Annotated in this window: 13 protein-coding genes and 1 pseudogene; 7 read left to right on the top strand and 7 right to left on the bottom strand. The window is 54.8% G+C overall.

What is annotated here, in order from left to right:
• Positions 1-5: 5 nt before the first annotated feature.
• Both malQ and EL29_RS07180 read left to right on the top strand, forming a co-directional pair.
• Positions 6-2,056 (top strand): annotated as a pseudogene (gene malQ, locus EL29_RS07185) (4-alpha-glucanotransferase).
• A 351-nt stretch (positions 2,057-2,407) separates the two neighbouring features.
• A complete protein-coding gene (locus EL29_RS07180) occupies positions 2,408-3,283 on the top strand; it encodes a helix-turn-helix domain-containing protein (RefSeq protein ID WP_235193302.1) in 876 nt (291 codons plus the stop codon).
• Here EL29_RS07180 and EL29_RS07175 read toward each other — a convergent pair.
• The 4 genes from EL29_RS07175 to malK all read right to left on the bottom strand — a co-directional run bounded on the left by EL29_RS07175 (position 3,255) and on the right by malK (position 8,024).
• Entirely contained in the window at positions 3,255-4,283 is a 1,029-nt protein-coding gene (locus tag EL29_RS07175; RefSeq protein WP_024471818.1) for an alpha/beta hydrolase family protein, read from the bottom strand. The two genes, EL29_RS07180 and EL29_RS07175, sit on opposite strands and share 29 nt — an antisense overlap.
• Before the next feature lie 264 nt (positions 4,284-4,547).
• Complete coding sequence (gene malM, locus EL29_RS07170; protein ID WP_024471819.1) at positions 4,548-5,468, bottom strand: maltose operon protein MalM; 921 nt, start codon at positions 5,466-5,468, stop codon at positions 4,548-4,550.
• Between the two features lie 103 nt (positions 5,469-5,571).
• The gene (locus tag EL29_RS07165; RefSeq protein ID WP_024471820.1) at positions 5,572-6,873 is read right to left on the bottom strand and encodes a maltoporin; all 1,302 of its coding nucleotides are present in this window, start codon (positions 6,871-6,873) and stop codon (positions 5,572-5,574) included.
• Positions 6,874-6,914: 41 nt separating this feature from the next.
• Positions 6,915-8,024, bottom strand: a complete 1,110-nt coding sequence (malK, locus tag EL29_RS07160) for a maltose/maltodextrin ABC transporter ATP-binding protein MalK (protein WP_014593717.1) — start codon at positions 8,022-8,024, stop codon at positions 6,915-6,917.
• 367 nt (positions 8,025-8,391) lie between these two features.
• On the opposite strand from malK, the gene malE reads away from it, so the two are divergent.
• Genes malE through malG form a run of 3 tightly spaced genes read left to right on the top strand, consistent with a single transcriptional unit; the run spans position 8,392 to position 12,072 of the window.
• Positions 8,392-9,576 (top strand): maltose/maltodextrin ABC transporter substrate-binding protein MalE, encoded by a 1,185-nt coding sequence (malE, locus tag EL29_RS07155; protein WP_024472583.1) that lies wholly within the window; start codon positions 8,392-8,394, stop codon positions 9,574-9,576.
• A 57-nt stretch (positions 9,577-9,633) separates the two neighbouring features.
• Positions 9,634-11,172, top strand: coding sequence for a maltose ABC transporter permease MalF (gene malF, locus EL29_RS07150; protein WP_019105218.1), 1,539 nt, complete (start codon positions 9,634-9,636; stop codon positions 11,170-11,172).
• Positions 11,173-11,181: 9 nt separating this feature from the next.
• Positions 11,182-12,072, top strand: a complete 891-nt coding sequence (gene malG, locus EL29_RS07145) for a maltose ABC transporter permease MalG (RefSeq protein WP_029571418.1) — start codon at positions 11,182-11,184, stop codon at positions 12,070-12,072.
• 66 nt (positions 12,073-12,138) lie between these two features.
• Here malG and EL29_RS07140 read toward each other — a convergent pair whose 3' ends face one another.
• From EL29_RS07140 to EL29_RS07130, 3 genes are all read right to left on the bottom strand, one after another.
• Entirely contained in the window at positions 12,139-12,699 is a 561-nt protein-coding gene (locus EL29_RS07140) for an RNA polymerase sigma factor (RefSeq protein ID WP_028715140.1), read from the bottom strand.
• Positions 12,700-12,702: 3 nt separating this feature from the next.
• The gene (locus EL29_RS07135; RefSeq protein WP_028715139.1) at positions 12,703-13,122 is read right to left on the bottom strand and encodes a hypothetical protein; all 420 of its coding nucleotides are present in this window, start codon (positions 13,120-13,122) and stop codon (positions 12,703-12,705) included.
• A 220-nt stretch (positions 13,123-13,342) separates the two neighbouring features.
• A complete protein-coding gene (locus EL29_RS07130; RefSeq protein ID WP_028715138.1) occupies positions 13,343-14,956 on the bottom strand; it encodes an alkaline phosphatase in 1,614 nt (537 codons plus the stop codon).
• A 582-nt stretch (positions 14,957-15,538) separates the two neighbouring features.
• On the opposite strand from EL29_RS07130, the gene EL29_RS07125 reads away from it, so the two are divergent.
• Both EL29_RS07125 and EL29_RS07120 read left to right on the top strand, forming a co-directional pair.
• Positions 15,539-15,847 (top strand): YdgH/BhsA/McbA family protein, encoded by a 309-nt coding sequence (locus EL29_RS07125; protein ID WP_013025782.1) that lies wholly within the window; start codon positions 15,539-15,541, stop codon positions 15,845-15,847.
• A gap of 286 nt (positions 15,848-16,133) precedes the next feature.
• A complete protein-coding gene (locus EL29_RS07120; RefSeq protein WP_028715137.1) occupies positions 16,134-17,234 on the top strand; it encodes an NADH:flavin oxidoreductase/NADH oxidase in 1,101 nt (366 codons plus the stop codon).
• Position 17,235 lies beyond the last annotated feature (1 nt).

The following is a 17,235-nucleotide window of genomic DNA, read 5'->3' as shown; positions in this document are numbered from 1 at the left end:
TCAGCATGAAACCACTTCATTATCCGGCCGGGATCGGCAGGGTAGCCACTGAATATGTTGATGCGCATGGGGCGGTCCGGCAGGTTTCTGCATCGACCCGCGATCGCTTGCTGGCGGCGATGCAGCCAGGCCCTGGCCCTGGCGTTATCCCACCGGTCGCCGTCTTTACCCAGGGTTTGCCCATCCGTTTAACGCCCTCTCTGGCTGGCCCGGCACGCTGGCACCTGGAGGGCGAATCGGGTGAACGCTGGTCAGGGCACTGCGAGCCTGAGGCGTCTTTGACGCTCCCGGCGCTGCCTGAAGGTTACCATCTTCTGACGATAAACGCGGATGCACAGCAATCGAGGTGCCAGATAATAGTGACACCGTCACGTTGCTATGAGCCGGAGGCCTTGCTACGGGGCGAGAGACGCTGGGGAACCTGTGTCCAGCTCTACGCTTTACGATCGGATCAGAACTGGGGAATCGGCGATTTTGCTGACCTGCGGGACATGGTGAAGGCGGTTGGCATGCGCGGCGGCGCTTTTGTGGGGCTGAATCCCCTGCATGCGCTTTTTCCTGCGTTACCTGATGATGCCAGCCCCTATAGCCCGTCTTCCCGGCGCTGGCTCAACGTGCTCTATATCAGCGTTCCTGAGGTTGAGGACTTTAACCTGAGTGCCGCTGCGCAGTGCTGGTGGCAGTCGGATGAAACGCAACACAGGCTGCACCAGGCGCGTCACGCGCCCTGGGTCGATTATTCGACGGTGGCATCACTTAAGCTGGATGCCCTGCGGTTTGCCTGGCAGCAGTTTATGCAGCGTGAGAAAGAGGATAGTCAGGCCGAGGCATTTGAGGCGTTTGTGGCTGAGGGCGGTGAAAGTCTGCTGCATCAGGGATTGTTCGATGCCCTGCAGGCCTGGCTTCGCGAAGAAGATCCCCTGCGTCACGGCTGGCAAACGTGGCCCACTGCCTATCAACAACCCGATACGGCCGCCGTACACGCGTTTCGGATTGAACATGGCGATGAGATTCGTTTCTATCTCTGGCTGCAATGGCTGGCGGCGCGTCAGTTTGCCGCCTGTTGGCACCTGTGCCAGCAGCACCAGATGGCACCTGGACTTTATCGCGATTTGGCCGTTGGCGTCGCCGCAGGGGGATCGGAAACCTGGAGCCAACGCGGGCTTTACTGTTTAGCGGCCAGCACAGGCGCCCCGCCGGATATTCTGGGCCCGCTTGGCCAGAACTGGGGGCTGCCGCCAATGGACCCGCAATCTTTGTATGATCGGGCATATGAACCCTGGATTACGTTGCTGCGTGCGAATATGCGCGATTGTGGGGCGTTACGTATCGATCATGTCATGGCTTTGCTGCGACTGTGGTGGATTCCGCAAGGAGAAACGGCCGCCGCAGGCGCGTATGTCGCCTATCCCATTGACGATCTGCTCGCTATTCTGGCGCTGGAAAGTCAGCGCCAGCGCTGCATGGTGATTGGTGAGGATTTAGGCACGGTACCGGAGGCGATTGTCGATAAACTCCACAATGCTGGCGTCTACTCGTATAAGGTGCTCTATTTTGAGCAAAACTCGCACAAGGGCTTTCGCCCGCCTGCGGCATGGCGCGTCAGGCAATGGCTGTAGCCACCACTCACGATATGCCAACGCTCCGTGGCTGGTGGCAAAGTGACGATCTGACACTGGGGAGTCAACTGGGGTTGTATCCTGATAAAGCGGTGCTTGCCGGGCTGTATCATCAGCGCCGGGCAGCCCGATCGGCGTTGCTTCAGACCCTGACGCGCCACGGTTACCTCAAGCCCAAAGGGCGGGTTCAGGCAAACAGTCCGCGCATGAGCCTGTTACTTAACCAGGTTATCCATCAGTATCTCGCGGACTGCACCAGCGCCCTGCTGGGTTTACAACCCGAAGACTGGCTGGATATGGCCTCGCCGGTTAATGTGCCGGGCACGGTAGAGGCTTATCCGAACTGGCGGCGTAAGCTAAACCTGTCGCTGGAGGCGATGTTTGCAGATAAGCGTATCACGGCATTGCTGGAGGAGATTTCCCGGCGTTGTTCGTGATTTATCAGGCGATCCAGGGATAAGTTTCAGGCGTGGTCCCGGATCGCTGAAATCGTTGTCGCAGAGGCTGTTCAATGCGCCCAGCATGAAGAGCGGTACACCAAAATCGACTGGCGTGAGAAAACACAGGCAGAGTATAAGGTTTGCGTTTAGCTATCGATTCGTGTTTTTTACTCTGTAAAATGGATGCCATTCTGGCTTTTGAGTTAGCGTATGTTTTCGATTCCCTTTCCTGCTTTGACGTTATTTGCACTACTGATATTAATGATGATGCTCATTCGTTCTGGTAAGCGCGAATACCGTGGGGCGATGATGTTTATTGCAGCGTCGGCATGATTAATATCCTTGAGTATGATCAGATGGGAATGGCATTTCTCTCTTCTTAAACCCCTGCAGGCTATACTGGCAACACTTTTACCCGCAGTGGCCTGGTCGTGCTTCAGCGGCCTTTCGCATCAATCCCGTGCGCGTCGCCTGAAGCTGGCAGTTATTCCTGTTTATACTGCCATCATCATCCAGCTGTGTCTGCCCGTCCTGACAGATGCTCTGTTGTTTCTGATTTATGCAGGTTATGGCATCGCACTACTACGTGCAGCAACAAACGGAGCTGATTTTTTTGTCGAATCACGCTTCAGAGAAGCTTCCATAACGCAGAAAATGACCTTTTTTGCGGGATGTTTTCTTTGCTTCTCGGCACTCACCGACGCGGTTATCAGCAGCATGATGAATATTGCCCCGCAATTAATTGCCCTGTTTCAGGGAATGACACTACCGTTACTTTGTATTGCCATTGTCCGGGCAGTAAAGAGCGTTCCTGCGGGTGAACCTCACGCCGAAGAAACGTCATCCCTTACCGACGATGAGGTAAAGAATGCGACGCTTGAGCCCTTATGCCTGCACATCGAAAACCTTGTCCGCGCACACGCTTACTATCTTGATACCGATCTTACGCTGAACAAGCTTGCACGCAAACTCGAAATTCCAGCACGGCATATTTCTCGCGCGGTAAACGCTACACGGCAGTGCAACGTTTCGCAGTGGCTCAATGGGTTTCGTATAGAAAAGGCGCAGGACATGCTGCGCCAGCCACAGCTAAAAATTACCGACATCATGCTTGAAACCGGGTTTATCAGTAAGTCGAACTTCAACCGGGAATTTATGCGCATTACGGGGAAAACCCCCACCGCATTTCGTCAGGCTACGGATGATAGTGCAGCGCGGTGTTGAGATACGCACTGATTTTACCGATCAACATGTTATGAAGTGCGTTTCTGTTCACGCCCTGTCCATCCCGGCAGACTTCCCCTTCGCCCGGCGCGCTTTGCTCAATCAGCGCCTCCCCCTGCGGTTTGCATTGCTGCATAAAGCTAAAATGGGTCGCGCCGGGGATAACACCATAAGTGACAATGTCACTTGATAATGCCTTTGCCAGATACTTCGATTCAAGCGAGGCAGGCAGCGCCGGCGAATCTACACCTGCCGCTAAGATCAGCACGGGCAGCCGAATATGCCCCAGACTCTGCGTCGTGAGTCCGCGAGCTAACCCTAAATCCAGCGCCACTACCGCCTTAATGCGCGGGTCTTGCAGGTCTGAGCTCAGGTGGCTGGCCCCTTGCCTGTTATCAAGGCCCAGTGTTGTCATTAGCCGACAGCTGGACAACTCAGCATGTTGGATGCAGTCATGAGCAAATTGTTGAGGATTAAAACGCGCCCCCGCTAATTCCATTACCGTCCAGCCGCCAAGAGAATGCCCGACAGCGGCGATTCGTTTAACGTCAGCACGCCCTGCCAGCAGGGGATCGTTCAGAATCCGCTCCAGTGCCATGATTAAATCCTGAGGACGCCGCCAGAGCTGTCTGGCGTGTGCCGATGTTAAATCCGACGTCGTGGTACCGGGATGATTGGTCGCAATCACGATATATCCCTGTTCAGCCATCGCGTCGGCCAGCCATGCAAGGTTGCGCCAACTCCCGCCATAACCATGAGATAACAGTAATACAGGATGTAAGCCGGGCAAGGGTTTAGCATTTCGCACCACGCTGACACCTGTAAACGCGGGATTATCCGCAATGTTTTCCTTGGGCGAAGACGCTGCACTGGGATACCACACGGCAACTTCAACCGGGCGTTGCTGCTCGCCTGCTATGAACTGGCGAAAGCCGTTGCTGGCCATCGCAGAATGACTAAATACGATGAGGGAAAAAGAGATAATCAGACGTATTAACATGATGAAGGCTCCAGTTGTGATAGAGCCTTTTTTGTATCAGTGCCGAAGGTTACGCGCGTCCTGGAACACGATCGGGTACCTCAATAACATCATTTAGGCTGAGGATTGCGCAAAGCCTGACCAAAAGTATCAGCCTCTTTGAAAGAGAAAGACGCGAATTTACGCCAGAACGGAACAGGTTAAGCGCGAGGGACAGGTCACTGACCTCATAAAAAAGGTGCACCTCAGCGCACCAGATGGAACAAATCAGCACTGCCGGAGTGATTACCCCTTGCCTTTAACACTGCTGATAAAGGTTTGCCGCGCAGACGTCGAGCCGAGCCGTTCGGCCTCATCCAGCAGTCTGAGCGCTTTATCAATATTGCCCTGCGCCGACGCCTGGCGAATGGCATCGTTAAAATAGCCTTCGGTATCCTGAACAATAGGCTGTGTTTTCGCTACAGGAGCCGCAGTGGGCGCACGACTGACTGCCGCCGGTTGACTGTTTCCGACCGTAACCGGAGCCGGGCCAGAGGATCCAAACAGCGGCCCGACCAGTATTGAGGAATCCGAGCGGGTACTCAGTTTTATTTTTACTGTGCCAGATGTTGTATGACGGGCAACCGGATCGGGAATATCGGGAACGGCATGGCCGGTGCCTTTGGCATAGGCTTTTGCCGGATCAAGCAGCGTTGTGGTCTGAGCAAGATCCGTCTCTGTGGTGAATACCAACAGATAAATTTTTTGCTGTCCGGGAACCGGGGTCAACTTCATCACGCCTTCCAACCGGTCAGCGGCCATCACGCCAGGTTGCTGATAAGAAAACCAGCGGCTGGGGAACCAGGCGGCCGGACGCAGGTTTTCGTCCAGAATGAGCACGTTGGGCGCAAAGACCTGGTTCTGCTGTACCTCACTGCTTAAGGTGATTGTCAGCTCGCCCAGCGTGGCAGGCAGGCTGTAAGCGGCGACCGGCCCAGTGATACCGGCAACGTTTAACGGACTGTGCCCGGCCGTTAACGTCGTTACCTGCGGCCGTGCGGTATCCAGGGGTTGCCAGTGCATGCTCTGCAGGCTGGTAAGCGGAATGGCGGGCGCTGCAGAGACATCCTGCGGCATCAGATTGATCGCGGCCCGTGCAGGCAGACTGTGTCCTGCCAGCAGGAGCGCGCTCAGGCAAAGTGCGGTGAATGTTTTATACGTTTTCATTTTTAACCTCGAGAAACGGGCAGGCCGCGGCAACGCAGGCAATAGCCGCCGCGGCCTGAAACACAGTGCGAAACGGTCTACAGCGGTTTATCCAGAAAAGGGATCACCACCAGATTTCCATTTGCGCGCCAAAGGTCCACTCATCATTGTTGCCGCGGCTGTTGGTAAACAGGCCGTTTCCTGTGCTGTCCTGTGACGCGAAGGTGGTGATATCACCGGCCGCGTCTTTGTTATAACCCCACTTCTCATCCCATTTGGCATAGGTCGCGAAGAGCCGCAGCGCAGGACGTGACCAGATGCTGTCTCCCGCCTGCCACTGCTGCGCCAGCGTGATTTTGTACTGACCATTGCGTTTGCCGACCTGCTGTGACTTCACATTGTCATAGCCCACTTCCAACAGGGTGCTCATGATCGGCGTCCATTTGTACATGGGCCGCACGCCAACGGTGTACCACTCATTACCCCGGTTGTTATCCAGATCGGTGTTTTGGTACATCGCGACGTACATCATGTCCCAGCGTTCCGCCAGGCTGATCGCCCCGTGGTCCAGAACCCGATACATCTTGCCGTTGTTATTGATATTCGTGCCCTGTGCCAGCCCTTTCCCCTGGGACGTCAACGCATCGGTCGCGTACTGCAGCACAAATTTGTTGTAGCCTTTGAGCATGCTCTGCGTATGCTCGGCGGTGAACAGCCAGCCGTCTCGGGATGCGCCATCTTCTAGGCGGTAGCCATCACGCGCATTGGCACGGCCGTAATCCACACCCAGCTCCAGAACGCCATTTGGGTTGGTTTCCAGCCCTGCCAGACGGAGGTCAAACACATCATCTGCGGTACTGGTGGCGTAATTGCGAATGCGATCGTTAGAAAAGGTGTAAGAGCCGCCCGCTTCCGATGAACGCGTTGCGGCAAACGACAGCTTACCAAATCCCAGATCGACATCTTCCAGACCCGCACCCGGGCCGGAAATATCCCAGTAGTAGAAATCGATCATGTGAACGTCATGGCGCTGGTAGAAACGTTTACCGGCCCAGATAGTGGAACCCGGCAGGGCGTCGATCAGGTTTTTACCCTTGACGTTGGCTTCACGAAAAGCCGGTGAAGTGGATTCCCAGTCGTTTTGCTGAGAAACCGAGTACGCCACGTTGGTGTCAAAGTAGAAGCTCTTGTCGCCCTCTTTCCACACTTCCTGACCCAGCTTAAGTTCAGCATAGGTTTCGCACTCGTTACCCAGACGGTATTTACTTTGAGCACCGGTTGCCTGGAAGCATTGCTGCTCGCCGCCGCTGCCCGTCCAGCCAATGCCGGAGCGAGCATAACCGGTAAAATCCACCGCCATCAGCGGTGAAGACAGCGTGCCTGTCGCCACCGCTACGGCAAGGGAAAGTTTGCGCAGAGTTAACATTTTCTATCTCCTGAGGTCATTGCTTTTATTGTTTTGCTGGATTAAACGCCGGGCTCCTGATGCAGCCTGCGACACGCGCTTCCGTCCTCTCGGAACAGATGACAACGCTCGGGTGGCAAGCCAATGCCCATCATGGCGCCCTCTTTTACCAACACCACGTCCTCCTGGCGGTACACCAGGTTTTGACGGATGGCGGGGATTTGGATGTGGATTTGAGTTTCGTGTCCCAGTTGCTCAACGACCTGCACTTCCCCCTCAAGGGTGACGTCAGCGATATCACTGGACAGCAGATGTTCCGGCCGGATACCCAACGACATATTGCTGCCGACCTGCACGTTGGCGCTGTCTACCGGTAGCCAGACCAGCTGATTATTGGGCAGGCGTACCTGCACCTGTTCAATCGCGGTGGCGGTGACCTTAACGGGGAGGAAGTTCATTTTTGGCGAGCCAATAAAGCCTGCAACAAAGCGGTTTGCCGGATAGTGATAGAGCTCCAGCGGCCGCCCAACCTGCGCCACACGACCGGCGTCCAGTACCACAATTTTATCGGCCAGGGTCATGGCTTCGATCTGGTCGTGGGTTACGTAGATCATGGTGCGCCTGAGTCGCTTATGCAGGCGGGAGATCTCGATGCGCATCTGCACCCGCAGTGCGGCATCGAGATTAGAAAGGGGTTCGTCCAGCAGGAAGACTCGGGGTTCGGCGACCAGCGTGCGGCCGATGGCAACGCGCTGGCGCTGTCCGCCAGAGAGCGCCTTTGGGCGGCGATCAAGCAGATGCGCCAGCTGTAGCACCTCAGCAACCTGGGTTACGCGCTGCTCTCTTTCCGCTTTTTTAACGCCGGCCAGCTTCAGGCCAAAAGACATGTTTTCTGCCACCGAGAGATGGGGATAAAGCGCGTAAGACTGAAATACCATGCCAATGCCGCGTTCGGCAGGCGGCACCTCATTCATCCGTTTATCGCCAATCAACAATTCACCGCGGGTAATCGTCTCCAGGCCAGCAATCATCCGCAGCAGCGTTGATTTACCGCATCCAGAAGGCCCGACAAATACGACAAACTCGCCTTCACCAATCTCCAGATTGATATCGTTCGACACGACCGTGTCGCCCCAGGCTTTGGTGACATTGCGTAACACGACGCTCGCCATAGTACTTTCCTCTCCACTCGCTAATGCGGCCCGCACGTCAGCGGACAAATTCTGGCGTTCACTATGCGTAGCGTGATTCGTCGCCACATCCTCCACCGACGCGCTTTATCTGGGGGAGGAGACGGGAGGAGGAGAAAACATCAGCACACGAGAGCGGTCGCGCGCTGCGCTGATTTTTGTGATCGGTAACGCAGTCTGGCACCCACCTTAGTGTGAGCCAGACCGTGATAATCCTGTCACTTTGTAACAGCGATCACACCTCGACGGCGGCAGGCGTAGAGGCCAGGAGGATGAGAAGCCGGTAAGAACACGCAGAATGTGCGGCAAGCAACATGTTCGTTTCCGCTAACAGGATGGAGTGTTAAAGATGAAAACTGGCGCAAAAATTTTGGCTCTGTCAGCCCTCTCGGCGGTGCTGTTCTCCGCTTCCGCAGTCGCAAAGATTGAAGAAGGAAAACTGGTTATCTGGATCAACGGTGACAAAGGCTATAACGGTCTGGCCGAGGTGGGTAAAAAGTTTGAACAGGAAACCGGTATTCACGTTACGGTCGAGCACCCGGATAAAATGGAAGAGAAATACTCGCAGGTGGCCGCGACCGGTGACGGTCCGGACATTATCTTCTGGGCGCACGACCGTTTTGGCGGTTACGCCCAGTCCGGCCTGTTAGCCGAGGTGTCACCGGACAGCAGTTTCCAGCAAAAAATCTTTCCTTTCACCTGGGACGCCGTGCGCTTCGACGGCAAGCTCATTGGCTATCCGGTTTCGGTTGAGTCGCTATCGCTAATCTACAACAAAGACCTGCTCCCCACGCCGCCGAAAACGTGGGAAGAGATGGCCGCCCTGGATAAGTCGCTGCGCGAGAAAGGCAAAAGCGCCATCATGTTTAATCTGCAGGAGCCCTACTTTACCTGGCCGCTGCTAGCAGCCGGCGGCGCTTATGCCTATCAGTTGACGGACGGACACTATGATGTCAAAAACACCGGCGTTGATAATGCCGGAGCCAAAGCCGGCATGCAGTTCCTGGTCGATCAGGTCAAAGCTAAGGTCCTGAACGCCGATACGGATTACTCCATTGCCGAAGCCGCTTTTAATAAAGGCCAGACGGCGATGACCATTAACGGCCCCTGGGCCTGGAGCAATATCGATAAGAGCGGTATTCACTACGGCGTCGCGCCGCTGCCGACGTTAAACGGCAAGCCCACCAAACCTTTTGTTGGCGTACTCAGCGCCGGGATCAATGCGGCCAGCCCGAACAAAGAGCTGGCTAAAGAGTTTCTGGAAAACTATCTGTTAACGGATGCCGGCCTTGAGGCCGTGAACAAAGATAAACCGCTGGGTGCGGTGGCGCTGAAGTCCTTCCAGCAAAAGCTGGAGAAAGACTCGCGTATTGCCGCCACCATGAACAATGCACAACGCGGTGACATTATGCCCAACATCCCACAGATGGCCGCGTTCTGGTACGCCATGCGCACCGCCACCCTTAACGCGCTGAGCGGCCGTCAGTCCGTTGATGCCGCGCTCAAGGATGCGCAGTCACGTTTAAGCAAGTAAATCGTTCAGCGCAGGCCAGTTTGCTGGCCTGCAACCTGCCGTTAAGGAAATCGGGTCATGTCAGAAAAACCGCAAACGGGACGGCATCGTTCTGTGTTGAAAGGCGCACTGGTGGGCATCTGTTGTTTGCTGGTCGGTTATTTACTGGTGCTGATGTATGCTCAGGGGGAATACCTGTTTGCCCTGCTGGCGCTGGTCATAAGCGGGCTCGGCATCGGGATTTATGCCAATCGCAGGGCCTACGCCTGGCGTTATGTTTATCCCGGCATGGCCGGCATGATGTTATTTGTCTTGTTCCCTCTGGCCTGTACCGTGGGCATTGCCTTTACCAACTACAGCAGCACCAATCAGTTGACCCAGGAGCGTGCGCAGCAGGTTTTACTCAGCAGACAATATCAGGACGGTGCAGGCCTGAATTTCAGCCTGCTTCCCGAAGGCGATCGCTGGCGGCTGGTGCTTAGCGAGGGATCGAACAGTCAGACCTGGGTGTCACCGCTCTTCTCCTTCGACACTGCGGGCCCATTAAAGATGGTGAGCGCACCTGCTCCAGAGGGAGAACGGGCAAACTTACGCGTCATCACCACACATCGCCAGGCACTGGCAAAACTCCGCGCCGTGCTGCCTGACGGACGTGAACTGGTCATGAGTTCCTTGCGTCAGTTTTCAGGGACGCGCCCGCTCTATGTGGTAACGGATCATCAGACGTTAAGAAACCAGCAAAGCGGCGTGAGCTATCGCGCCAATCCGGATACCGGCTTTTATCAGGTGATTGACGCAAAGGGCCAGTGGGGAGAAGAACGTCTGAGTCCCGGATTTACCGTGGGCGCGGGCTGGCAGAACTTTATTCGCGTGTTCACCGACGAGGGGATTCAAAAGCCGTTCCTGGCCATCTTTGGCTGGACGATGATTTTCTCTTTGCTGACCGTAGTGTTAACGGTGGCGGTGGGCATGGTGCTGGCCTGCCTGGTGCAGTGGGAGGCGTTAAAAGGCAAAGCCGTTTACCGGGTAATGCTGATCCTGCCTTATGCCGTGCCCGCCTTTATCTCCATCTTGATCTTCAAGGGATTATTCAACCAGAGCTTTGGCGAAATCAACGTCATGCTCAACGCCCTGTTTGGCAGTAAACCGGCGTGGTTCAGCGATCCTACGCTGGCGCGTGCCATGCTGATCATCGTGAATACCTGGCTGGGTTATCCCTACATGATGATTTTGTGCATGGGGCTGCTGAAAGCGATTCCCGAGGATTTGTACGAAGCCTCTGCGATGGACGGTGCCGGGCCGCTACAAAACTTTTTCCTGATTACGGTACCCCTGCTGTTAAAACCGCTGACGCCGCTGATGATTGCCAGTTTTGCCTTCAATTTTAATAACTTTGTGCTGGTGCAGCTACTGACGAATGGTGCACCCGACAGGCTCGGCACGACCACGCCTGCGGGTTATACCGACCTGCTGGTGAACTACACCTGGCGTATTGCTTTTGAAGGCGGTGGCGGGCAGGACTTTGGTCTGGCAGCGGCTATCGCCACGCTGATTTTCCTGCTGGTTGGCGCACTGGCGGTGATCAATCTGAAAGCCGTGCGGATGAAATTCGACTAAGGAGTCATGATGGCGATGGTACAACCCAAATCGCAGAAGTTACGTCTGTTTATGACGCATCTGCTGCTGCTGGCGTTTATTGCGGCAATACTGTTTCCCTTACTGATGGTAGTGGCGATTTCGCTGCGCGCGGGAAATTTTGCCACCGGCAGTATTATTCCGGAACATATCTCCTGGGAACACTGGCGGCTGGCGCTGGGCTTCAGCGTTCAGCATGCTGACGGCTCAGTCACGCCGCCGCCCTTTCCTGTTTTGCTGTGGCTGTGGAACTCGGTCAAGATCGCGGCTATCAGCGCAATGGGCATTGTGGCGCTGTCCACCACCTGCGCCTATGCCTTTGCCCGGATGCGCTTTAAAGGGCGTGAGAGCCTGTTAAAAGGGATGCTGATTTTTCAGATGTTCCCGGCGGTGCTGTCGCTGGTTGCGCTTTATGCCCTGTTCGACCGTCTCGGGCAATATCTGCCGTTTGTGGGTTTAAATACCCATGGCGGCGTGATCTTCGCCTATCTTGGCGGTATCGCGCTGCATGTCTGGACGATAAAAGGCTATTTCGAAACCATTGATAGCTCGCTGGAGGAAGCGGCGGCGCTGGATGGCGCAACGCCCTGGCAGGCTTTCCGGCTGGTTTTACTCCCGTTATCGGTGCCCATTTTAGCCGTGGTGTTTATTTTGGCGTTTATCGCTGCAGTAACGGAAGTCCCGGTGGCCTCACTGCTGCTGCGTGACGTCAACAGTTACACGCTGGCCGTGGGCATGCAGCAATATCTTAATCCGCAAAACTATCTGTGGGGCGATTTTGCCGCACCCGCCGTTCTCTCTGCCATTCCTATTACCCTGGTGTTCCTGCTGGCGCAACGCTGGCTGGTTAACGGCCTGACCGCCGGCGGCGTGAAGGGCTGATCGCGTCATCCTTCCCCTTTCAAGGTGATAATGCGAACATTGGCGGCCCGTCATGGCCGCCTTTTTTCAATCTTCACTGACCAGATCGTCGTAGACCGCCCGCAAGCGCATGCGTAGATACAGTACGGCTTTATGCTTGCGCGACAGCAAGGTCTGAACACTGACGCCGGTTAATTCTGACAGCGCTTTATAGCTGATTCCCTGCAGCTCTGTTTGGTCAAACACCTCATACTGCGCGGGCGGAAGTTCGGCTAGCGCCGCTTCCAGCGCCTCCCAGAGTAGCGCCCTGAGGTAATCATCTTCAGGGGTTTGCGGAATGCCAAACAGGGTTTCAGCCAGTTCGCTTTCAACCCCATCCTCCTCGTCGTTTTTCATGTAGCTGGCAAGTGGCAACTCCCGCTTCTTACGCGCCCGATCCGTCATTTCATTACGTGCCGTCCGAAACAGCCAGGCGGAGATATTCTCAACCGGCTGTTCCACGCCGATCAACTGACAGGTAATTTCCTGCAAAATATCGTCAGCGTCCTCCCGTGCTGGGGTACGGGCACGAATAAATCGCTGGAGTTTCGTTCTGCAGAGCGTAAGCGCTTTGACCCACGATGAGGCTTGCGATGCGCTGGCCTTCATCGTCTACTCAGTCCGGGCTGCATGATTGTCATCTGACGACGGAGGCTGTTCGTCCCGGCGTTTATCACGGCAGTGTTGCCCCCGATGGCCAAAACCTTCCCGACGTTGCTTCATAAATGCGTCTCGTTGTTCCGGTGTCATCTGCATCCAGCGTTCATGCATACGACGCCGGGCATGGCCAAACATTCCCGGCCTGATACCCAGGCCGCCAAACAGAATCCGGCACAGTAGCAACAACCCTGCGGCCTGCCAGAAACCGATCGTTTTAACCCCGATAGGCGCGGGCAGCAAGGCATTCCACAGTGACATGACCAGCAGACACAGTGCGACGATAAAAACGGCGCCCACTATCAACGGCTTCGCCAGTCGGTTTCTGCCCCTGGCACGGGCATGGCGGAACGAAGGGTGATCAAAATCTCTCATATCAGGATGACCTCATCAGTGATAAACACACGTTTGTGATGAGGTAGACGAATGAGCCAGCAGAATATTGCTGACGGCGGAAAAAAAAGAGAAGGCATCGACGTGTTGTGCGGGTGACGGAGATAACACAGCGGTGCCGGTGAGCGAATATTCACCGGCACCGCGTACCTGATGCGGTCAGGAAGGCATCACGCGCCCTCTTTATTGTGACTTTGTCACGTCAGGATTTACTGGCCTGCCCGGGCATAATTTTTTCAACGGCCTTTCCCTCCAGCGCGGCCTTTACAACGGTGAAAACGTCGGTATTATCAATGTAATCACCCTGATTGTAACCGACATATTTGGCATAGCCCGCGTCGTTACCGCGCACGCGTTCGGCGAAGGCTTCAGCGCCCACACCTTTTGCCCACAGCGGAACCAACGCGTTAGCGTGATTGCCGGTGGGACGGAAAGACACGCCCGGCATGGCGCCTTTGCCGTTATTGATGACGGGTTCAAATGCGCGAGTCTGCGCATCCGGCCCCATCGGCATGCCGTTATCATGATCCGTGGTAACAATCAGCAAGGTCTCGTTCCAGTTGCTGTTTGTCTCGACCCATTCAATGACAGAGGCCACGGCGTGATTAAAATCGGCGCTTTCTTCAATCAGACGGCCGTATTCAACGCCCACGCAGTTGGGGTTATACGTGTTGCCCCAGTCTCCTTTACCACTGCAGGCATTGCTGGTATGGGCAGACCAGTCGGTTGCCCCACCTTCGACCATCATAAAGAAGCCGTTCGGATTTTTGCTCAGATGCTGAATCGCGCCACGGGTCATCAGGTTCAGCGTTGGCACCGTGGTAATAAATGCATCGCCTGATGGATTCGCCGCATCTTTACCAACAAATTCACCCTGCCGGCCCTGCTGTAACGTTCCGTTGGGGGCGACGTTGGGCGATCCCAGCAGCGGGCCATCATAGTTCAGCGAGCCGTTAGCCAACTGGGTAAACGCCTCCGTGCTGCGCACAATTTTCCACGGCTGACCGCCCGCTGGCGCCAGCTTACCCGCGCGGAGTAAATCCCATTCGGTTTGCGCCAGATAAAGGTTCGCATCTTTGCCACAGCCGGCGGTGGACTCATTTTTCGCCAGATGCTGACAATCCGTTCCATTCACGTTGAAGCCCGGCAGTCCGGTTCCCATAATCACGTCGAGCTTACCGGCGGTGAGCATTTGTCTGGCGATCGCGTGATAATCGTTACGGGAAGCATTCTGCGCACCAAAGGCCGCTGGCGTGGCGTGCGAGAACGGCACACTGGTGACGACGCCCGTGGCCTTCCCCTGTGCCCTGGCTGTCAGAGTAATGAAGTCGACCGGTTTACCCATGTTATCGACGTTGATGGCATTGTTATAGGTTTTTACCCCGGATGCCAGCGCGGTGCCCGCCGCCGCACTGTCAGTAGGATTTATGGCCAGATATTCGTAACCCTTAAAGGGCAGTTCTTTGCTCTGGGTTTTTGTCGTGTCCCAGGCTTTCTGCGCGTCATAATTAACAAGGGATTCATTGCTGTGTGTGGCTTTTTTCGAGGCGTTGAGTGGATAGGTTGTCATGGCATACTTTACCGGGAATCCAGCATAAGGCGTTTTATCGCGCCCACCGTACTGCCAGTATGCGGTGGCATCCCATGTTCCCCAGCCTGCACCATCGTTAATCATGACAATGACGTTTTTCGCTTTGATGGCGTCGGCAAACGCAGAGGCACTGAGGGTCAGACCGCCCAGAGCCAGCAGGCACAGAGGAAGTTGACGCAGGGAAAACACAGTAGAGGAAGGGTCAAGACGAGGTTGACGTGGCATAAAACTCTCCATAATGATGACAGCGACCGCCTGAACAAAGAAACAGGTTTCAAAGAATGTCGAAAGATGTCTTTTTGTTACTCCGTGGCTGTGCAGTATTGGGATGCGTTGTGACAGTTTTATGAAAATCCTGTGCCGATGGACGAGAGAATTCCCTAAGGCAAATTTCATCACGGGTAAGCCTGTTACTTATCAACCTGTTACCTGAACAATGCGGCTGATTTCAATTTTTTCAATTAATGTAAACGTCTGTCAGCCCAACGCCGCGCGCCCTTTTATCCCACTGTGCTGTTCTTGCTGGCTTGATTGTTAAGTTCGTGTTGGCATTTTGTATCCAGATTTCACAACCTGTAAGCAGACACAAAAAACCTTCCATATTTCAGCTCAAGTGTGGCTGAAGCTTTCATAAGCATCTGATTAGCAAGAAAAGCCAAATTCGTTAACCGGAAAAGGTATTTTATAACTTTTGCCGACAGTCCTTAACATGACCGCGTTAATCGAACTCATGGCGAATGAATTAAAAAATCGATGGCGCTCAACAGGCGCGTGATGCCGTAATTTCAGATACTCAGGAGCACGAAAATGAAAGCACTTGTTCAGGATATTTTGTCTATCTTCTCTCCTCAGACCGTTAGCCCTGTGTTTATCCGTACAGGTTTGTCTCAGGATGAAAAAAATGCCATCAAGCCGATGGGCGTGACAACCGTCACCTGGGCGACATCGATGGAAGAAATCACGGATGCCCTGCTGCGCAAAGCAACGGAGGCCGGTGCTGTGGGCTATCACATTACCCACGTTGATTCCCATAAACCGGGTAACGATCAGCAGCATATTCTGGAAGCCACCGCGACGCTGTATGCGCTTGACGAGAAGGCGTTGCAGAGAGCCTGATTGTGACCGATCACTCTTCGCAATGCGTTATTAGCCACTCTGAACCCTGCTGTTATCTTCGGCAATAACAGCAGGGGTTCCCGTTTTCCCCTGCTTACGCAACGTTATCTCATTTTTTTCAGGCCGTGAACGCTTTACATATTCTGCCTGATCTTCACGTTTCTTATGTATGCTGTAACTAAATAAGACTGTTCAATAAATTGTTACGCTGCCAGAAGTACGCGTTTGCTCATCAGCCACTATAGTTTTCAACACACTTTCCCCCTGCGCCGACAATGAGGTTTTTATGAGCAAGCTCTTTTCCCCTTTCTCTCTGGGTGAGTTAACCCTGGATAACAGGATAGTCATTGCGCCAATGTGTCAGTATTCGGCTGATGAAGGCAGTGCGACCGCCTGGCATCGTATTCATCTGGGCCACCTTGCCTTATCGGGTGCAGGCTTGTTGATTATTGAAGCTACCGCCGTTGAGGACATCGGCCGGATCACCTATGGCGATTTAGGCTTATGGGACGATGAAACAGAAACGGCGCTGAGCGAGGTTCTGCAGGATATTCGTCAGTACTCCGATATGCCGATCGGCATTCAGCTCGGCCATGCCGGGCGTAAAGCATCCTGCACCGTTCCCTGGGAAGGTGGCGAACAGATTGCGCCTCAGGATGGCGGCTGGCAAACCCAGGCCCCTTCTGCCCTGTCGTTCAGTGATGGCGAGCATCCTCCGCTGGAGATGCAGGCCAGCGATCTCGAGCGCGTTAAAAATGCTTTTGTCGCAACGGCAAAACGCGCGGTTCGTCTGGGAATAGAATTAATTGAAGTTCACGCCGCGCATGGCTACCTGCTCCACCAGTTTCTCTCTCCCTTATCCAACAAGCGAAGTGATGAATACGGCGGCTCGCTGGAAAACAGAATGCGTTATCCACTGGAAGTGTTTCATGCGGTACGTGAAGCCGTACCCGCAGAGATTCCGGTTGGGGTGCGTATTTCGGCCAGCGACTGGGTAGAAGGCGGATGGGATGTCGGCCAGTCCATTGCCTTCTCTAAGCAGCTTGAATCCCTGAACTGTGCCTACATCCACGTATCCAGCGGCGGATTGTCGGAACAACAGCAGATTAAGGTCGGGCCAAATTACCAGGTTCCTTTTGCACGCGACATCCGCCAGCAGATTGGCATTCCGGTGATTGCGGTAGGCTTAATTACCGAGCCACAGCAGGCTGAAGATATTTTGCAACAGGAGGAAGCCGACCTGGTCGCCCTGGCGCGCGGCATGTTGTATAACCCACGCTGGCCATGGCACGCCGCGGCCGAATTCAATGCCAATGTCAAAGCACCGCCGCAGTATCTGCGCTCAGAACCCCATGGCGCGAAAGGAACGCTGACGCAGGACGAATAAC

The organism is Pantoea ananatis LMG 2665 (assembly GCF_000710035.2).
In the GTDB taxonomy this organism is placed as follows: Bacteria; Pseudomonadota; Gammaproteobacteria; order Enterobacterales; family Enterobacteriaceae; genus Pantoea; species Pantoea ananatis.
Note: the sequence above shows the minus strand (reverse complement) of the source record. Positions and strands in the feature narration are given on the sequence as shown.

Coding starts and splice junctions, on each gene's coding strand:
- EL29_RS07165 (WP_024471820.1), bottom strand. CDS start 6,873: ATGTTAACTCTGCGCAAACTTTCCCTTGCCGTAGCGGTGGCGACAGGC.
- EL29_RS07125 (WP_013025782.1), top strand. CDS start 15,539: ATGAAAGCACTTGTTCAGGATATTTTGTCTATCTTCTCTCCTCAGACC.
- malF (WP_019105218.1), top strand. CDS start 9,634: ATGTCAGAAAAACCGCAAACGGGACGGCATCGTTCTGTGTTGAAAGGC.
- EL29_RS07135 (WP_028715139.1), bottom strand. CDS start 13,122: ATGAGAGATTTTGATCACCCTTCGTTCCGCCATGCCCGTGCCAGGGGC.
- EL29_RS07130 (WP_028715138.1), bottom strand. CDS start 14,956: ATGCCACGTCAACCTCGTCTTGACCCTTCCTCTACTGTGTTTTCCCTG.
- EL29_RS07180 (WP_235193302.1), top strand. CDS start 2,408: ATGATCAGATGGGAATGGCATTTCTCTCTTCTTAAACCCCTGCAGGCT.
- malK (WP_014593717.1), bottom strand. CDS start 8,024: ATGGCGAGCGTCGTGTTACGCAATGTCACCAAAGCCTGGGGCGACACG.
- malG (WP_029571418.1), top strand. CDS start 11,182: ATGGCGATGGTACAACCCAAATCGCAGAAGTTACGTCTGTTTATGACG.
- EL29_RS07175 (WP_024471818.1), bottom strand. CDS start 4,283: ATGTTAATACGTCTGATTATCTCTTTTTCCCTCATCGTATTTAGTCAT.
- malE (WP_024472583.1), top strand. CDS start 8,392: ATGAAAACTGGCGCAAAAATTTTGGCTCTGTCAGCCCTCTCGGCGGTG.
- EL29_RS07140 (WP_028715140.1), bottom strand. CDS start 12,699: ATGAAGGCCAGCGCATCGCAAGCCTCATCGTGGGTCAAAGCGCTTACG.
- malM (WP_024471819.1), bottom strand. CDS start 5,468: ATGAAAACGTATAAAACATTCACCGCACTTTGCCTGAGCGCGCTCCTG.
- EL29_RS07120 (WP_028715137.1), top strand. CDS start 16,134: ATGAGCAAGCTCTTTTCCCCTTTCTCTCTGGGTGAGTTAACCCTGGAT.